Below are 16,425 nucleotides of genomic sequence, written 5' to 3'. Positions count from 1 at the left end.
ATACATCTGAGCGTGTGAACCAGGATTATCAGGAATTTCGCATCATTTCTTTCCTGAACATACCATACTCATCAAAACCCCTGTGCATCAGGACAAGTAGACCAAGCAGTACATTTACAATTGTCGTTACGAAGATAGTTATCATTATCGCTATCTGATACTCTATGGCAACCAACGGACTTGCACCGGCAAGTATCTGTCCTGTCATCATCCCGGGAAGAAATACAATGCCTATTGTAGCCATGTTAGCGAGAGTAGGTTTCAATGCTACGCCTACGCTTTTACGCAGGTACGGAGCAAGTGCCTCTGTTTTTTCGGCACCCATTGATAAACGGAAAAGATAGCGATTCTCATTTCTCCTGATATCATTGCAGAAATTCTCCATGCCTATGATATTGGCCCTCAGGGAATTACCAAGTACCATTCCCCCGATAGGAATGAAGTACCTTGCATCGAAAAGGTTGTTCAGGTCTATTATGAACCTGTTGAAATAGAGCAGCATAGTCAAATTCGTAACTACCATAAAGAACGTAAGCATGGGAAGCAGCCTGCCCGCCCTCAGCTCTGCGCTCTTCAGTACTGTATGTGATGCCACAAAGATCATCACAAGTACCCAGGCAATATTCAGCAATGCATTGTTCAGGTCGAACACAAAAGTAAGGAAGAAGCCTACAAAGAGAAGTTGAAGGACCATACGCAAAGCACTTTCGATCGTAGGTGATATCAATTTCAGACCCATATAATAACTAATAAGGATAGGGATCAACAGAAGGAAGAACGAGAAGAACATACCTTCAAGACTGATGTCATAACTTTCCATCAGTTCACCTTACCTGAAAGGTCAATGATATTCGTAGCTTTTTCTTCCCATTCCCTGTCATGAGATATTGAAAGGACTGTCCATTGAGGATTATCAAAGAACATTGATACTACCTTCTGTTTTAATGTGACATCAAGCTCAGCGGTCACCTCATCGAGCAGGAAGACATCTTTACCAGAAAGTAATGCCAGAACAAGGGCTATTCTCTGTTTCTCCCCACCTGAGAGTCTGGTATACTCTTTATTCAATATCCTGTGAGAAAGTGACAGGTCAGACATTATTGCTTCAACGTTTTCCTTGCTGATATTGAGCCTGTTAGCTTTGAACGAAAGAACTTCATCGATCAGTTCGGATACCTTTCCCTCAGTAATATCCGTATCCTGGGATACGTAAGCAACCTTTTTCCTGACATCCCATATATTATCAGCATCTATCGGAATACCAGCCAGTAAGATTTCACCTGATGCCTGAATGCCAAATCCCATTATCAACCTGAAGATGGTTGATTTTCCAATACCGGATCTTCCTTTGATGAGGATCTTCTCTCCTTTTGAAACAGAGAGATCGAACTCTGAAAGTACAGACTTCCCATCATAGCTGATCGAAAGATCACGGATATCCAGTATTCCCATTTTCATTTGCTCCATATATGCTGGCCTTTCTGTTAGATTGCATAAGCTGCGCCCAAATATAAGTTACCAATATAGATTATTGGGCACTATATATATACTGATGCTCAAATATATATGCAGTCGTTGCCTGGTAGACCATGGGTTGGTCTTAAAAGAACTTACAACTCTGCCCCCGATCAATTAGAACCAGCCCAACACCTTCCTTTTTTCTTATGATACCCATACGCTTAAAATCTTTAAGTGAAAACAGATATAGGATATACCATGAGCAAAAATTCACTTACAGAAGGCCAGAAAGCACCGGAATTCTGCCTTCCTGACCAGAATGAGAATGAGATATGTCTTAAAGACTTTACAGGTAACTGGCTTGTTCTTTATTTCTATCCAAGGGACAATACCTCAGGATGTACAAAAGAAGCACAGGATTTCACTGCACTTAAAATGGATTTTGAATCAGAGGGTGCAGCGATACTTGGAGTTAGCAAGGACAGTGTCAAGTCACATATCAGATTCATCGAGAAAAAGGAACTGGGTATAACTCTCCTCTCAGATGAAGAGACCACTGTTCACCAGAAATATGATGTCTGGAGAACAAAGAAGAATTATGGCAAAGAATACCTTGGAACAGTGAGATCGACCTTCCTTATAGACCCCGACGGAAACATAGCCAGAATATGGGACAATGTAAGGACAAAGGAACATGCAGAAAAAGTGCTTGAAGCTCTCAGAGAGATCAAGTCTAACTAATGAACTATGTTTTGCAGATCAGAAGTTAATATATTCGGACAATTTATTGAATATCAATATATAGCCAAGTGCTAACATCAAAAGAGATATTATCCACGCCCACCTGAGAATCCTTCCAAGGTTCTCGGGTTGCATCAATTTTAGAAAAAATCTATCGACCATATTAGGCCGATCTTCTGAACTTTCATCCATAAAAAAAGAATATCAAAGGATTATCCTTTGATCCTCTTTAGTCTGAAGGTGTTTTCCCTTTCCATCTCTTCAAGACGGAGCCTGATGAAGCTCATTGCTTCCTCATATTCAGGTATTACCTTGAATTCGAGAGCATTGACACGCCTTTTAGTCTTCTCGATATCATCAAGAAGTTTCTTCATGGTTGTCTCGATCTCTGCTGCAAGGATAACCTTTTCTACAAGATCTTCATAGGCGTCTGCTGCCTCATCGGTATATGAACTGGTACCAAGAATACCATAACCACGTTCGTTTATGGACTTCTTAACACTGGATGACTCGATCTTAGGAACGACGACACCCATGATGTTACGGCTTTCCAGCTCGATCTCAGGCTTGCTTTGAAGAGCAAAAGCTGTGGACTTTACGGTTATGGAACCGTCAACAGCATTTGCAATACCGATCTTACGGGAGGCACCTTCATAGGCGGCATCCAGCTCTGTTCTTACATCCTTTGCTTTACTAAGGATCTCAAAGAACTCAAGGATAAGACCATCCCTCTTCATCTTGAGCAGCTTGTGACCACTCTGTGAGAGTTTGATCTTTCTCTTGATCTCAATAAGTTCTGAACGAGTTGGTTTTACATCTTTCACGCCCATGTTGGATCACCTTTCAGTTAGTTGCTCTTGTGAGCAGGGTGGTACTTGTCGATATACTTGTTATCGATCCTTGTAAGCAAGGCTTCCGGAAGTTCAGAAAGAATGTCCCAGCCAACCTGAAGAGTATCTTCGATCGATCTGTCCTCATCTCTTCCCTGACGCACGAATCTGTCCTCGAACAGGTCAGCGAACTCAAGGATCTTCTGATCTCTGTCGGACAATGCCTCTTTACCTACAATTGCTACAAGACCTCTGAGGTCACGACCTTCTGCATAACCAGCATACATCTGGTCAGATACAGCCTTGTGGTCATCTCTTGTCTTGCCGTCACCGATACCTGAGTTCATCAGACGTGACAGGGATGGAAGCACATTGATAGGTGGGTAGATACCCTTCATGTGAAGTTCCCTGGAAACTACGATCTGACCTTCTGTGATATATCCTGACAGATCAGGGATCGGGTGGGTGATATCGTCACCAGGCATGGTAAGGATAGAGAATTGTGTGACTGATCCTTTCCTTCCCTTGATAACACCTGCACGCTCATAGAGTGATGCAAGGTCAGTGTACATGTAACCTGGGTAACCACGTCTACCTGGTACTTCTTCACGAGCTGCACCCATCTGACGGAGTGCTTCACAGTAGTTTGTGATATCAGTAAGGATAACAAGTACGTGCATATCGTGTTCGTATGCAAGGTACTCTGCAGCCGTAAGAGCCATCCTTGGTGTGATGATACGTTCTACAGCAGGGTCGTCTGCAAGGTTAAGGAAAACCACAGCTCTTTCAAGAGCACCGGTCTTCTCGAAGTCCTCCATGAAGTACTGGGCTTCTTCGTTTGTAATACCCATTGCAGCGAATACTACTGCGAAAGGCTCTTCTGAACCTGGAACCTTTGCCTGACGTGCGATCTGAAGTGCGATCTCGTTGTGTGGAAGACCTGATCCTGAGAAAATAGGAAGCTTCTGTCCACGGACAAGTGTGTTTGTACCATCAATTGTTGAGATACCTGTCTGGATAAAGTCCTCTGGTGGCATCCTTGAATATGGGTTCATTGATGCACCGTTTACATCTACCCTGTCTTCAGGAACGATACGTGGTCCGCCATCCAGTGGTTCTCCTGAACCTGAAAGGATACGACCGAGCATGTCCTTTGACACAGGGAGCTTGATGGTCTCGCCGGAGAATACTACACCGGATTCCTCGTTCAGTCCACCTGTACCTTCGAATACCTGAACTGCTACAACATCTGCTGAGGTATCAAGGACCTGACCCCTCTTTGTTGTGCCGTCTGGAAGGTTGATGTGAACAAGTTCACCATAGCCTACCGGTTCGGTCTTCTCGAGGAACATCAATGGTCCTGAGATCTCTGTGATCGTCTTATATTCCTTGGTCATCTTAGTTGCCTCCAAGTGCTGCAAATTCCTTGTCCATCTTTTCCATGACAACATTCAGTGCATCATCGAAGTTCTCTTCGAATTTGACCTTGGCAAGTTCGTCCTTGGACTCAATGGAAAGGATATCCTTCATTGGGATTCCTGCTTCCAGTGATGCCTGTGCCATGTCACTGTACTTGGAGATTGCTTTCAATAATTTGTACTGCTTATCGAATGGACAGTATGTGTCAACAGGGTGGAACGCATTCTGCTGAAGGAAATATTCCCTGAGCATACGGCAGATCTCAAGAACAAGCTGCTGGTCTTCCGGAAGTGCATCGGAACCGACAAGCTGTACGATCTCCTGAAGTTCGGATTCCTGCTGGAGAAGATCCATTGCATGGTCTCTGAGTGGTACCCAGTCAGGTGCAACGTTCTCTGCAAACCAGTCAGAAAGACCCTGGGTGTACAGACTGTAACTTGTAAGCCAGTCAATGGATGGGAAGTGCCTTCTCTGTGCAAGCTTTGCATCCAGTGCCCAGAATACCTTTACAATACGGAGTGTATTCTGTGTAACAGGCTCTGAGAAGTCACCACCAGGTGGTGATACTGCACCAATAACTGTAATTGAACCTTCTTCTGCTGCAAGTGACTTTACTGCACCTGCACGCTCGTAGAATTCAGAGAGCCTCGCAGAAAGATATGCTGGATAACCTTCTTCACCAGGCATTTCTTCAAGCCTTGAGGAAATTTCCCTCATTGCTTCTGCCCATCTGGATGAAGAATCAGCCATGAGTGATACATCGTATCCCATGTCACGGTAGTATTCTGCAATTGTGATACCTGTGTAAACAGATGCTTCACGAGCAGCTACTGGCATGTTTGATGTGTTTGCGATAAGAACTGTACGTTCCATAAGTGGACGACCGGTCTTTGGGTCCTGGAGTTCAGGGAACTCGTTCAGTACATCAGCCATCTCGTTTCCACGCTCTCCACATCCAATGTAGACCACAATATCAGTGTCACTCCACTTTGCAAGCTGCTGCTGTGTAACAGTCTTTCCTGAACCGAATGGACCAGGGATAGCTGCTGTACCGCCCTTTGCAACCGGGAAGAGACCATCGAGGATCCTCTGACCTGTAATAAGAGGTTTTCTTGGGATGAACTTCTTCTCTACTGGACGTGGCATTCTTACAGGCCACTTCTGCATCATGGAAACTTCAGTGCCGTCTGTAAGGACACATACGGTTTCGTCAACCTTGAACTTTCCTGACTTAATTTCTTCAACTGTACCGGAAACTGTTGGAGGCATCATGATCTTGTGCTCAACGTTCTCTGTTTCCTGTACAACACCAATTGTCTGACCGCCAGTTACGGAATCGCCACTTGATACAGTTGGCTTGAATTCCCATACTCTTTCACGGTCAAGACCGTTTGCGGTTACACCTCTGTCAATAAAGTCTCCCATCTTTTCCTGGAGTACTTTCAGAGGTCTCTGAATACCATCATAAATACTTTCTAATAAACCTGGACCGAGCTCTACTGAGAGAGACATTCCAGTGTTCACTACAGGTTCACCTGGTTTGATACCAGATGTATCCTCATATACCTGAACAGTAGCTTTGTCACCTTCGATTCTGATGACTTCGCCCATCAGGCCTTCGTGACCAACATGTACCACATCGTACATCTTTGGCTTGATACCCATGATAGTAACGACAGGTCCGGCCACACGATAAATTTCACCTTTCATTTCCACAGATCTACACCTACCGATTGTTTTATTTTTTCCCTTAAGTTCGAACTTTCACCACTACCCCCGAGAGTCACAACTGTTGGCTCAACAGAGTCATTGATAGTGTTTCTCAACATCTCCGGTAGTTTGATCAGATCATCACCGTGCATTACCAGAATGCCGACTTCTCGATCCTCAAGTATCATCTCTACAGTAGGTTCAAGTTCGCCATTATTAACTTCAAATATCTTCTTGACACCGGCCAGTCTGAAACCTGTTACAAACTCGCCACTTCCGACCACTGCTAATTCCATCAGATCACCAACTGTTCCTTGATAGTCTCATCATCGAGGTTGGCAGCTTTGCCACGTATAATTATCCGCAGGTTATTAACCTCATTCTTCTTGCTTAGCATGTAGTCCATAATTGGTACAATTGAGATCGGATAAACGTGCGAAAAGCTTGCTGCAGATTTAAGCCTGTGTTTTTTCAATTGACTCTCGACACCGATCAGAGATACCATTTCCGGATCTGCGACATCTGCGATGACATCCCAGTAGGGGGATTTTTCAAGTTCTGATACGAAGTCTGCAAGGGAAAGAGTTATCATTTTCTCAATGTCCTTACGCTTCAACTTGAGTCCGCCATCGATCATCAGATCCATCATTTCAGGATCAGTGATACCGGATCTCTTCAAACGGAAGAGTGTTATAAGGTTCTTAAGATCGATTCCCATCCTAGTGAATTCTGCAAATAACTTGCGATCCTTGGATTTTGATTCTTCGATTGCGCCAAATAACCCGGCATAGTACATTTTATCAAGCTGATTCTCAATATCTGAGAGATTTGTACCATCATAGTTCTTCAATATTGGATAATACTCTGTATTTGCAAGTTCAGAGATAACTTCCTCATATGTTGCCTTTGATGCGAGGTCTGAAAGGAAAGTATAACTTAGCCTTCCTGCCGCAACAATAGCGTCAAGGATCTCCTCTGTGGATGCATTACAGTATTTACCACGAAGAATGGTCTTTATGCTCCAGATATCGTATTTCTTGAGTTGTTCACCGACAAGGAAATTCACATCACCTTCAGAGATACTAAGTAACTTCGTAAAGGTTACAGCGAGATTCTTGTTCAGTGCATGCTCGATAAGATCTACACCTTCGTACTGCCTTGCTAGTTCATCGACATCCTGTTTATACTCAGATTCCTCAATGAATCTGGTAATTTCATCAATGCTCATGTTCATGAGCCTAGGATAGGTCTCTTTTGGCAGAATCTTACTTTTCATTGCACGTACACGTGCTGTAGTATATGCGTAGTTTGCATGTCCTTTTGGTTGGGATTTTTTGTTACCACGCTTAAATTTCTGCAACAGCTGCATTTAGAAATCACCCGAATAAGATATCAGATGTCTGTTTCAACAACCGCTCATTCACGCTTTTAAGGATGACATCGTAGGTATAATCCAACCTGATAGTACCATCTTCGTTCTCGATGACAACGCCGCCAAGACAATTTATGTTGCCAGCGTATTCAAGAGAAGATAACTTCTTGACAAGTTCTTCAGAATCGGCATTTGAATAGATCTTTGTGCCGCTTGCCTCATTATTGCTAATGAGTTCCTTGAGAAGTTCTTCGTTTTTCTCTGGAGAAAACGTGGATATGGTCTCTACAGCCTGGACATATACTTTTTCGAGTATTTCCTTGCGTGCATTGAGCAGTGTGCGCTTCACTTCAAGATTTGCACTGGATATTTCTTGCTGCTTGATCTTTTTAATATCGTCCTCTGCTTTTGCAAGACGCTCACCCATAATTCTTTTAGCATTCTGTTTTGCCTCATCCAGAATCAGGGAAACCTCTGCATCAGCCTCAGAATCCAATTTGGATACTTCGGACTGGGCAGCGTCCATGATATCTTTAACAACAGTTTCAAGTCCCATGCTCAACACCTTTGGAAAATTTAAGAGCGAATACGCTCTTAAATTATTTGATCAAGAGTGCGACTACGAGTCCGAAGATAACAATTGTTTCTGGGATTACAGTCAGGATAAGACCCTTACCGAAGAGACTCTCGTTCTCAGCCATTGCACCAATTGCTGCACTACCGATGTCTTTTTCTGCAAGAGCGGATGCGATACCTGTAAGACCTACTGCGAGTCCTGCTCCAATTGCTTTCAATCCAGATGCGTCCATTGTTGTTACTGCTTCTGTTACCATTTTCTTATTCCTCCGTGTATTTTCTAATAAATCCGAATGGATCGTATTTGCGTCCCCCTCCTTCGTAGAACTTTCCGAAGAACTCTACGTACTGTAACCTGAGTGAGTGTAAACCGGGGGCGATAATACTCAGGACAGTATTTAATCCGTGTCCAAGTAAGAACACTATAATTGCACCTATTGTTGCTCCACCCATTGGTGTTCCTGGCTCCCATATCATCTCGAAAGCGATAAGGTTGACAGTTGACGCGATATAGATGGATGACAATCCAACAGCTATGATACGAGTGTAAGACAGTGAGTTACTGAGAAGTGAAGGCAACTCGATAGGTCCTTTGATACCTTCTCCCTTGAGAAGCATTACGAATCCTATTAAGAAGACAACGACACCTGCGATCGTAGCAACGGATGGAAGCACTGCTGCATATCCAAGTATTGCAATGATCAGTCCAAGCTCAATAACGAACCAGCTGCCCTTTTCAAAAATAGCTGCTGACATTCCGTGTTTCCTGTTCTCATTGATGAAACCAAGGAGATAACCAATGTTTATATGAATGAAACCGACAAGCGCGGTCGCAATGATCATGGTCATCACAAGATGGGTCCTGTGAACAGGGAAAGTTATCATTTCATCCCCGACAGGAGATGCAAAGAGATTGATCGTTTCGAATCCAGGAATCAATCCTGCTACTGTTTCGTGCTCTGTATGAAGACTTGCGAGAGAGAATCCCAGGAACTCACCATATAGCACACCAAATATCAAAGTAGATATTTGACAGTATATGAGAATGTTCATGAGAGGCTTTATCGCATCTGATGAGATAGCCTTCTTGATACCGACTGCCATTGCAAGCAATATCAATGCATATCCAATGTCACCAAGTATCATTCCGTAAAAGAGCGGGAAAGAAATGAATATCAATGCTGTAGGATCAAGTTCCTTATACATTGGTCGTGCGTAAAGGTCCATTATTTCCTGGAATGGAGAAGTTACCTTGGAGTTGTTATACTCGATAGGTACGATCTTTTCATCGTCCTTTGTCATCTCCTGTTTGGAAACAAATGCACGTCCGTTAGTTGCTGCTTTCACGACACGCTCAAGTTCAGCATAGTCTGCTTCAGGAACCCATCCATCTATAATGAATGTGCTTTCGGAAGTAGCTACCCTGAGAGGTGCCTCTGCTTTCTGTGCTTCGACAGAGAGGAGCTCATTGCTTGCCAGAATGAAGTCAGAATATTTGTCTTTAAGTGACTCCATTTCTGCATCGATAGACCCGATCTGTTTTAACAATCCTGCCTCTTTGGAGACAAGACCGGAAAGCAGTTGTGATGGTACTCCACTCTCGGCAGGAACTCTGAGTTCCCTGAAACCGAATCCAGCAAGAAGATCTGCGACCTCATCAGATTTCTCAGAAGCTACGAACAGTACTAAAGTACCTTCCTTTGCATCGTATGCAATATCGTATGAAGAAGTGATCCTGGAAACTGCAGATTCCACATCTTCCTTTACAATACCTGCAAAAACAGCAAGGTGCTCATAACCACGATAAAGGTCCAGATCAATAGGAATATTATTGAATGGAAGTAGTTCTTTCTTAAGAGAGTCGAGTTCTTTGAGTTCTGCTTCAAGCTTGCTTTTCTGCCCAGCTTTGATATCAAGTTCAGCATCCAGCTTCTCAAGGGTCCCGTCCAGTGAAGCAAGAAGGGATTTCTTATCCTGCTTTTTAGTCTCGGTATCCTTTACACCGAGTAAACTGGCGATAGACCTTATTTTGATCAGCTTCTTGGAAACGTCATCTACATTCTCAAAAGGTCTTCCTATGCGGAGACCGGAATCATCTTCATTGAAATCTTCGATCTGGAACAGACTTGCTTTGTGCAGAGCATCGACCGTCTCTTCAAAAATGCTTTTATGGCCAACGATCACGGCACGATTCATCTGCTTTAGATCAAGCATGTATTGCCCTCTCGAACTCGTTTACTATTAAATTAACAGCTTCATCGACCTTGGAAGAAGCGGAGCTTGCAATAACTTTTGCCTCACTTTCCCCATTCTCGACGATCTTTGCTTTATCTGAAGCGATAGACTCTTCTGCAGATCCCATTGCACTTTGTGCAGATTTCTGTGCATCTACCTCGGCCTGTTTTATGATCTCTCTGGCCTCGGCACGTGCACTGGCGATACGGTCATTCTTGTTTTTCTTACCGTCGTCAACCATTTTGCGTGCATTGTCTTCTGCCTCTTTGATTTCCGACAAGATTTTTTCTTTGGCCATGCTAATCCTCATGTGATGAATTGCTTATTATCCCGAATAAATCATCATCTCCTATTGCTAGCTCACATATAAAGTATTCGGTTTTTAGGATACCTGCTAGCTTCTAATGATAATGATTTATCATTAAAGTGACAGAATTCCTCTGCCATTCAATATTCAAGATGTGGTTTGCTGATACTGTTTGTTAACTAAACATAACGATTAATAAACATTAATAATCAATGCATAGATTTATCAAGTCTTACCGGAAGCTGTGTTCCTTCCGGGATAGTGTGGATATATTTGCTTCTGAATTCAGGGTTGCGCATCATACAGTAATCTGCAGAGCAATTGTATGCCTCATGCTTACCCATCCGTTCCCATATGGCAGCAAGCTTTTCCTCACGAACATTACCAAATGACAAAGGCGTATATGCACAAGGGAGAACATCCCCACCAGCTGTTGCATGCATCCATCTTCTGCCTGCAAAGCATCCGAACTCATCAGGACCCATGAAATTAGGGAAAGAAGTAACCCTTGGACCATCCTCTTTCTTGTTCATTGAACTCTGGAACTTGCCAAGACGAGCAACATCCTTAGTGGTCATAACCTCATCCTCGTGGTCCAGCCAGCGTCCAACAGCTATGATCTCATATATGGACATCTCCTGCATACCCATATCTGTAGCAAAGTTGTAGAAACCATCGAGATCATCGATATTATCAGGAGATACGACCACAAACAGATCAGCAAGGACACCCGCATTCACCATGTGCTTTATACCATCCACAGTGTTTTTGAAAGCGCCTTCCTTTCCCCTGACCCGATCATGTTCAGCCTCATCAGGGCTGTCAAGGCTCATATGAGCAGCAAAAAGACCTGCTGCCTTTAGGTCCTTAGCCCTTTGCTCGGTCAAGCTGAAACCTGATGTAAAGCAAGTAGCTACTGCACGGGTCTTATCGACCTGTGCCACCATTTGCTCAAGGTCTTTCCTGAGAAGGGTCTCTCCACCATCAAAAGCTATATAATACGAACCAAGATCGATAGCCTGCTGTATAGAGCTGTTGATCTCATCGGCAGTAAGAATAGGATCAGCCACAGTGCCAGCTGCACCACAGTGGATGCAATCATATGGACAATGGGTCGTAATACCAATAGAGAACTGATCAGGCACCCTCTTCTTTAAGATAGATGCAACCTGTGCACTGATCATCCTGTTGAATACCCCGCCTGGCATTGGTGGTGCCCATGTGGAGAAGATAATATTATCCTCATCCACAGAGATCGGTTTCTCTTCCTGGAAGATCTTATTGATACGTTTAATAATAGGCTTTGCAACAGGAGATAACGGACCCTCTGTATCAAGGACCACTTTTCCATTCTCAGTGCTAGCATTTACTTTAATTACTGATTTATCATAAACCCTCATGAAGTCACCTGATAATTAAATAACATTAAAGGACATCTTCAGGGAGCATATCGACCGTAATGAGGTCGGTAACCAGCTCCAGTTTTTCTCTTGCATCCGAAGATGGGAAAGATGCAAGGATATCCTTTGCGTTCTGCACGCAAAGACGTACCTGCTGCACAGTCTTCTCCACAGCAGCATCATGGTCCATTACCCTCCTGTAAAGAAGAGGCAATGTAACAGATTCATAGGTAGAGCTCTTGTCCTCGAGCTTATCAAGATACTCAAGTAGATCATCAACGATCTGGTAGGCATTGCCCACATTCTCACCAAATGACCTTAATTTAAGTGCAGTATCCTCGTCAGCACATGCAACATATGCACCTATAGCAGCACTTGCTGCAAAAAGAGAACCGGTCTTTTTAGTGATACACTCAAAATAGTTCTTTTCCCTGAATTCCTCACTTGCACTGGATATGTCAATGGTCTCACCTTCGGCCATATACATACCAGCCCTTCCAAACTCGTTGACAGCACTGTTACCATACCCGGATATCAGAGAGATAGCTTTGGATATCAGGAAATCCCCACAAAGGATCGCTGCAGGTATACCATATTTCTCATGAGCAGATTCCACACCCCTGCGCATAAGACCACCGTCAAGGACGTCATCATGGATAAGTGAAGCAGAATGAATGAACTCTATCGCAAGTGCTGCATTGACACTGCTCTTTGGATCACCACCACACATATCAGTACAAAGCACCAGCATGACCGGCCTGATATTCTTCCCACCGGAGCTGCATATATGAAGTAACATCCTCTTCATCTGGGAACGGTCATCCATAGAGCGGACCATCTCATCCTTTGCAGCCTTGATAAGCTGATACTCATCCAGATCATCTATTTGTAACATCATATACCGCCTGATCACTCAGAATACTTCGAAGGACAGCTCATAACTATCTGGTTTGCTTCAACCATTCCCTCTGAAACCATTTTACCACTGATACTGACACTCTGGCCCTCCACAAGATTTGCAGGAAGAGAACCAGTATATTCCACATTCAACTCATAAGAGGGATCTTCAATATCTTGAAGTGTAAAGGAAGTACCATCTGTGGATATAGACAGTGTTCCGTTCTTGATCATGCCCATTGTATTGACATCATGACCTACATGATCGCCTGAATTCGACGAGATATCAGATATCATAAGATAACCCTGCGAAAGATCCACATTCCATAGACCCGCAAAGCCGACAATAGCAATGAAAATAACTGCAAGAACCGTTTTTTGTTTTTTATCCATAAGAACACCTCATTATGGCCTCATTGTCATTTTGCCATTCTGCGATATCGATGCAATAACCCCATACGAGAACGTAACAAATATGCAATATATACTGACAGTACGATCCATGTGATAGAGAATGCAATTTCTAGTGCGCCTATAAAGAATCACCTCTATATCAGGTTAACCTTTGCACCTCATGAGCATTAAGATATACCCTTGTAGCAAATAACAGACACGGGTGAACTAATATATACACTGAGGCAGTTGCCCTGATAATCAAGTATTAATATGGGTGTGCAGTAGTATAGTTCCATCCTATATATAGGTAATATGGGCAGACCTACGAACAAAAACTTTTATGATCAATTATGGTAAAACCTCCAAGACTCATCGCCTGGGAAACGACAGCAGGATGTAACCTTTCATGCAAACATTGCAGAGGCTCATCCACCGAGAAAAAGCCCGAAGGCGAACTTACAACTGAAGAAGCGCTCCACTTCATCGATGAGATAAAGGAGATCGGAGACCCCATCCTCATACTAAGCGGAGGTGAACCGCTTGTCAGGGATGACATATTCGATATCGCAAAATATGCCACAGAAAAAGGACTTCGTGTTGCCATGGCTACCAACGGGACACTGGTCACACCGGAAATGGCAGACAAGATCAAAAGTGTCGGCATACAAAGGGTCAGTATCAGCCTTGACGGCTCAAGCCCGCAGACACATGATGATTTCCGCTGTATGCCAGGTGCATTTGAAGGTGCTCTGACAGGAATAGAGAACCTTAAGGAAGCAGGCATAGGGTTCCAGATAAACCCCACCATTACAAAACGCACCATCGACGAGATACCAGCAATACTTGACATGGCAAAAGGACTCGGTGCTGATGCACTTCACATATTCCTCCTGGTACCCACCGGAAGAGGAAAGGAACTTGAGAACGACGAGATCCCACCTGTGGAATACGAGAGAATACTCAACTGGTTCTACGATAAGCAAAAAGATGCAGGGATCCAGCTCAAGGCCACCTGTGCCCCACACTATTTCAGGATAATGCGCCAGAGAGCAGAGAAAGAAGGCATCGAGATCAGCGTCAAGACACACGGATATGAAGCAATGACAAAGGGTTGTCTTGGAGGAACTGGATTTTGTTTTGTATCCAGTACTGGCGATGTATTCCCTTGCGGTTACCTTCCTGCACTGGCAGGGAACATAAAAGAACAGAGTTTTAAGGACATCTGGGAGAACTCAAAGGTATTCAATGACCTCCGTGATGTTTCAAAACTTAAGGGCAAGTGTGGAAGATGTGAATATAATACAGTATGCGGTGGCTGCCGTGCCCGTGCATATGCCGCCACAGGCGATTACCTTGAGGAAGAGCCATACTGCATATACGTACCTAAAAAACAGTGATCTTAAATGATATCTCTTGATGATACCGATAAGAAGATACTCAATACTATCCAGCTGGATTTTCCTTTGGAGACAGAGCCTTATCAGAAGCTCGGAGAGGAATTGGGCATCAGTGAAGATGAAGTGATAAAAAGACTTGACAGACTCCACGCCGAAGGTGCGGTCAGGAAGATCGGACCGGTGATCAACCGTAAAGGAGTTGGAGGCACAAGCACCCTGGTGGCTGTCACAGTTCCTGATGAAAAAGTAGACGAGGTTGCAGGTTACATCAATGAATACCACGAAGTATCCCATAACTACCATCGTCCCGAGAGATTCAATGTCTGGTTCACCATATCAGCACCCAACAGGGACAGAATAGATACTATATTAGAGGAACTCAGAGAAAGGACAGGACTTGAGTTCATAGACCTGCCAACAAAAAAACTGTTCAAGATAGGAGTCAGGTTCGATATCAGGTGATAATATGGATGACATCGATGAGAAGATAATAAGACTGACACAGAACGGTATTCCACTTAAAAGATCACCATTTGCAGAAATTGCCGGCGAACTTGGAATAAGCGAGCAGGAAGTGATCGATCGCCTCAAGAAGATGAAAGAAAGAGAGGAGATCCGCAGATTCGGTGCTTCCATAGGACACAGAGATGTTGGGATCGTAGCTAATGCGATGTGCGTCTGGAACGTTCCTGATGAAAGGACAGAGGAAGTCGGCAATATAATGGCAGATTTCTCAGAGGTCACACACTGCTATGAAAGACCAAGGGCAGCAGGATGGGATTACAACCTTTTCACAATGGTACATTCCTATACAAAAGAAGATTGTGAGGAAGTTGCAGCAAGAATATCCGAAGCCACATGCATCAAAGATTATAAACTTCTTTTCAGTGACAGGGAATTCAAGAAAACTGGAGTTAGATTGTAATCGCAATCTTTAACTAATTTCCAGAAAAAGCAGAAGGCAGATATTCCCGGAGATGGAGATATGAAAGACAAGAACCACTTCCTGCCACTGCTGATAGATATGAGCGATAAAAAGGTCGTCATATTTGGAAGTGGGTCCGTAGGAGAAAGGAAAGCTAACCTGTTCTCAGAATATTCAAGTGTAACTGTTGTTAGCCGGAGTTTTTCTGATACTTTTTTTGAACTGGAACGTAAGAACCACATCACACTCATAGAAGCAGATGCAGGAAAGCTTACTGATGATGATGTCAATAAGATCATAGAGGATGCTTTCCTTGTAATACCTGCCACCAATGACAGGACGATCAATGAAAGGATAGTGGAGCTTTCAAAGGCATTTAATATCCTCACAAATGAAGTTGATGCCATTGGAGACGTAACAGTTCCTGCAGTGATAAAACGTGGTGACCTTACCATCAGTATATCCACCACCGGATCAAGCCCTGCATTTTCAAGGTTCACAAGGCAGCAGGTAGAGAAGATCATCACCCCTGAATTCGCAGACATGATCAGGATACAGGGCGAGATGAGACCATACCTGAAGAAAGAGGTCCCTAACCAGAGAGACAGAAAGGACATATTATGGGATATCCTGGAAAGCAAAGAAGTATGGGACGGCCTTGAAGAATCCTATGAAAAAGGGTTTAAGATAGCACAGGATATAGTAAGGAAGAAAATAAGCGAGAAAGTCAGATGAACATGTACATAGACACTCCCACTAAAG

General features: G+C 43.6%; 20 protein-coding genes. 5 read left to right on the top strand and 15 right to left on the bottom strand.

Annotated features, from left to right (window positions below):
- Positions 1–28: 28 nt before the first annotated feature.
- Positions 29–820 carry an ABC transporter permease gene (locus BM008_RS00200; protein WP_091931542.1) on the bottom strand — a complete coding sequence of 264 codons (792 nt, stop codon included), beginning with the start codon at positions 818–820 and terminating at the stop codon, positions 29–31.
- Positions 820–1,452, bottom strand: a complete 633-nt coding sequence (locus BM008_RS00195; protein ID WP_177187912.1) for an ABC transporter ATP-binding protein — start codon at positions 1,450–1,452, stop codon at positions 820–822. Before BM008_RS00195 ends, BM008_RS00200 begins: the two co-directional genes overlap by 1 nt.
- 264 nt (positions 1,453–1,716) lie before the next feature.
- Here BM008_RS00195 and bcp point away from each other — a divergent pair, with 264 nt between their 5' ends.
- The gene (gene bcp / locus BM008_RS00190; protein ID WP_091931536.1) at positions 1,717–2,199 is read left to right on the top strand and encodes a thioredoxin-dependent thiol peroxidase; all 483 of its coding nucleotides are present in this window, start codon (positions 1,717–1,719) and stop codon (positions 2,197–2,199) included.
- A 212-nt stretch (positions 2,200–2,411) separates the two neighbouring features.
- Here the strand turns inward: bcp and BM008_RS00185 are convergent, their stop codons facing one another.
- The 13 genes from BM008_RS00185 to BM008_RS15280 all read right to left on the bottom strand — a co-directional run bounded on the left by BM008_RS00185 (position 2,412) and on the right by BM008_RS15280 (position 13,466).
- Positions 2,412–3,029, bottom strand: coding sequence for a V-type ATP synthase subunit D (locus BM008_RS00185; protein ID WP_091931533.1), 618 nt, complete (start codon positions 3,027–3,029; stop codon positions 2,412–2,414).
- A gap of 17 nt (positions 3,030–3,046) precedes the next feature.
- Positions 3,047–4,426 (bottom strand): ATP synthase subunit B, encoded by a 1,380-nt coding sequence (locus BM008_RS00180; RefSeq protein WP_091931530.1) that lies wholly within the window; start codon positions 4,424–4,426, stop codon positions 3,047–3,049.
- 1 nt (position 4,427) lies between these two features.
- On the bottom strand, positions 4,428–6,164 hold the full coding sequence (locus BM008_RS00175) for an ATP synthase subunit A (RefSeq protein WP_091931528.1): 1,737 nt from the start codon (positions 6,162–6,164) through the stop codon (positions 4,428–4,430).
- Positions 6,155–6,454 carry a V-type ATP synthase subunit F gene (locus BM008_RS00170; protein ID WP_091931525.1) on the bottom strand — a complete coding sequence of 100 codons (300 nt, stop codon included), beginning with the start codon at positions 6,452–6,454 and terminating at the stop codon, positions 6,155–6,157. Before BM008_RS00170 ends, BM008_RS00175 begins: the two co-directional genes overlap by 10 nt.
- Positions 6,454–7,527, bottom strand: a complete 1,074-nt coding sequence (locus BM008_RS00165; protein ID WP_091931523.1) for a V-type ATP synthase subunit C — start codon at positions 7,525–7,527, stop codon at positions 6,454–6,456. The genes BM008_RS00170 and BM008_RS00165 overlap by 1 nt, the downstream gene beginning before the upstream one ends.
- A gap of 7 nt (positions 7,528–7,534) precedes the next feature.
- Positions 7,535–8,086, bottom strand: a complete 552-nt coding sequence (locus BM008_RS00160; protein WP_091931520.1) for a V-type ATP synthase subunit E — start codon at positions 8,084–8,086, stop codon at positions 7,535–7,537.
- A gap of 43 nt (positions 8,087–8,129) precedes the next feature.
- Complete coding sequence (locus tag BM008_RS00155) at positions 8,130–8,363, bottom strand: V-type ATP synthase subunit K (protein ID WP_177187911.1); 234 nt, start codon at positions 8,361–8,363, stop codon at positions 8,130–8,132.
- 4 nt (positions 8,364–8,367) lie between these two features.
- On the bottom strand, positions 8,368–10,320 hold the full coding sequence (locus BM008_RS00150) for a V-type ATP synthase subunit I (RefSeq protein WP_091931517.1): 1,953 nt from the start codon (positions 10,318–10,320) through the stop codon (positions 8,368–8,370).
- Positions 10,313–10,639, bottom strand: a complete 327-nt coding sequence (gene ahaH / locus BM008_RS00145; RefSeq protein WP_091931514.1) for an ATP synthase archaeal subunit H — start codon at positions 10,637–10,639, stop codon at positions 10,313–10,315. The genes BM008_RS00150 and ahaH overlap by 8 nt, the downstream gene beginning before the upstream one ends.
- Positions 10,640–10,857: 218 nt before the next feature.
- The gene (locus tag BM008_RS00140) at positions 10,858–12,048 is read right to left on the bottom strand and encodes a radical SAM/SPASM domain-containing protein (RefSeq protein ID WP_091931512.1); all 1,191 of its coding nucleotides are present in this window, start codon (positions 12,046–12,048) and stop codon (positions 10,858–10,860) included.
- A gap of 25 nt (positions 12,049–12,073) precedes the next feature.
- The gene (locus BM008_RS00135) at positions 12,074–12,946 is read right to left on the bottom strand and encodes a polyprenyl synthetase family protein (protein ID WP_342707549.1); all 873 of its coding nucleotides are present in this window, start codon (positions 12,944–12,946) and stop codon (positions 12,074–12,076) included.
- A gap of 11 nt (positions 12,947–12,957) precedes the next feature.
- Positions 12,958–13,338 carry a cytochrome c maturation protein CcmE domain-containing protein gene (locus tag BM008_RS00130; RefSeq protein WP_091931510.1) on the bottom strand — a complete coding sequence of 127 codons (381 nt, stop codon included), beginning with the start codon at positions 13,336–13,338 and terminating at the stop codon, positions 12,958–12,960.
- Positions 13,339–13,364: 26 nt separating this feature from the next.
- Positions 13,365–13,466: a hypothetical protein gene (locus BM008_RS15280; protein ID WP_394328907.1), complete on the bottom strand. Its 102-nt coding sequence runs from the start codon at positions 13,464–13,466 to the stop codon at positions 13,365–13,367.
- A 225-nt stretch (positions 13,467–13,691) separates the two neighbouring features.
- On the opposite strand from BM008_RS15280, the gene ahbD reads away from it, so the two are divergent.
- Genes ahbD through BM008_RS00110 form a run of 4 tightly spaced genes read left to right on the top strand, consistent with a single transcriptional unit; the run spans position 13,692 to position 16,398 of the window.
- A complete protein-coding gene (gene ahbD / locus BM008_RS00125) occupies positions 13,692–14,738 on the top strand; it encodes a heme b synthase (RefSeq protein WP_091931508.1) in 1,047 nt (348 codons plus the stop codon).
- Positions 14,739–14,744: 6 nt separating this feature from the next.
- Complete coding sequence (ahbA, locus tag BM008_RS00120; RefSeq protein ID WP_091931506.1) at positions 14,745–15,200, top strand: siroheme decarboxylase subunit alpha; 456 nt, start codon at positions 14,745–14,747, stop codon at positions 15,198–15,200.
- A gap of 4 nt (positions 15,201–15,204) precedes the next feature.
- Entirely contained in the window at positions 15,205–15,663 is a 459-nt protein-coding gene (gene ahbB / locus BM008_RS00115) for a siroheme decarboxylase subunit beta (RefSeq protein ID WP_091931504.1), read from the top strand.
- A gap of 60 nt (positions 15,664–15,723) precedes the next feature.
- Positions 15,724–16,398: a precorrin-2 dehydrogenase/sirohydrochlorin ferrochelatase family protein gene (locus BM008_RS00110; protein ID WP_091931502.1), complete on the top strand. Its 675-nt coding sequence runs from the start codon at positions 15,724–15,726 to the stop codon at positions 16,396–16,398.
- The last annotated feature ends 27 nt before the right edge of the window (positions 16,399–16,425 follow it).

It is taken from the genome of Methanolobus profundi (assembly GCF_900114835.1).
GTDB lineage: Archaea > Halobacteriota > Methanosarcinia > Methanosarcinales > Methanosarcinaceae > Methanolobus > Methanolobus profundi.
The sequence above is the reverse complement of the archived record's forward strand: the minus strand, read 5'-3'. Positions and strand labels throughout refer to the sequence as shown.

Bases quoted from the DNA above. Each gene is read 5' to 3' on its own strand.
- BM008_RS00200 (WP_091931542.1), bottom strand. From the start codon at position 820: ATGGAAAGTTATGACATCAGTCTTGAAGGTATGTTCTTCTCGTTCTTC.
- BM008_RS00195 (WP_177187912.1), bottom strand. From the start codon at position 1,452: ATGGGAATACTGGATATCCGTGATCTTTCGATCAGCTATGATGGGAAG.
- bcp (WP_091931536.1), top strand. From the start codon at position 1,717: ATGAGCAAAAATTCACTTACAGAAGGCCAGAAAGCACCGGAATTCTGC.
- BM008_RS00185 (WP_091931533.1), bottom strand. From the start codon at position 3,029: ATGGGCGTGAAAGATGTAAAACCAACTCGTTCAGAACTTATTGAGATC.
- BM008_RS00180 (WP_091931530.1), bottom strand. From the start codon at position 4,426: ATGACCAAGGAATATAAGACGATCACAGAGATCTCAGGACCATTGATG.
- BM008_RS00170 (WP_091931525.1), bottom strand. From the start codon at position 6,454: ATGGAATTAGCAGTGGTCGGAAGTGGCGAGTTTGTAACAGGTTTCAGA.
- BM008_RS00165 (WP_091931523.1), bottom strand. From the start codon at position 7,527: ATGCAGCTGTTGCAGAAATTTAAGCGTGGTAACAAAAAATCCCAACCA.
- BM008_RS00160 (WP_091931520.1), bottom strand. From the start codon at position 8,086: ATGGGACTTGAAACTGTTGTTAAAGATATCATGGACGCTGCCCAGTCC.
- BM008_RS00155 (WP_177187911.1), bottom strand. From the start codon at position 8,363: ATGGTAACAGAAGCAGTAACAACAATGGACGCATCTGGATTGAAAGCA.
- BM008_RS00150 (WP_091931517.1), bottom strand. From the start codon at position 10,320: ATGCTTGATCTAAAGCAGATGAATCGTGCCGTGATCGTTGGCCATAAA.
- ahaH (WP_091931514.1), bottom strand. From the start codon at position 10,639: ATGGCCAAAGAAAAAATCTTGTCGGAAATCAAAGAGGCAGAAGACAAT.
- BM008_RS00140 (WP_091931512.1), bottom strand. From the start codon at position 12,048: ATGAGGGTTTATGATAAATCAGTAATTAAAGTAAATGCTAGCACTGAG.
- BM008_RS00135 (WP_342707549.1), bottom strand. From the start codon at position 12,946: ATGATGTTACAAATAGATGATCTGGATGAGTATCAGCTTATCAAGGCT.
- BM008_RS00130 (WP_091931510.1), bottom strand. From the start codon at position 13,338: ATGGATAAAAAACAAAAAACGGTTCTTGCAGTTATTTTCATTGCTATT.
- ahbD (WP_091931508.1), top strand. From the start codon at position 13,692: ATGGTAAAACCTCCAAGACTCATCGCCTGGGAAACGACAGCAGGATGT.
- ahbA (WP_091931506.1), top strand. From the start codon at position 14,745: ATGATATCTCTTGATGATACCGATAAGAAGATACTCAATACTATCCAG.
- ahbB (WP_091931504.1), top strand. From the start codon at position 15,205: ATGGATGACATCGATGAGAAGATAATAAGACTGACACAGAACGGTATT.
- BM008_RS00110 (WP_091931502.1), top strand. From the start codon at position 15,724: ATGAAAGACAAGAACCACTTCCTGCCACTGCTGATAGATATGAGCGAT.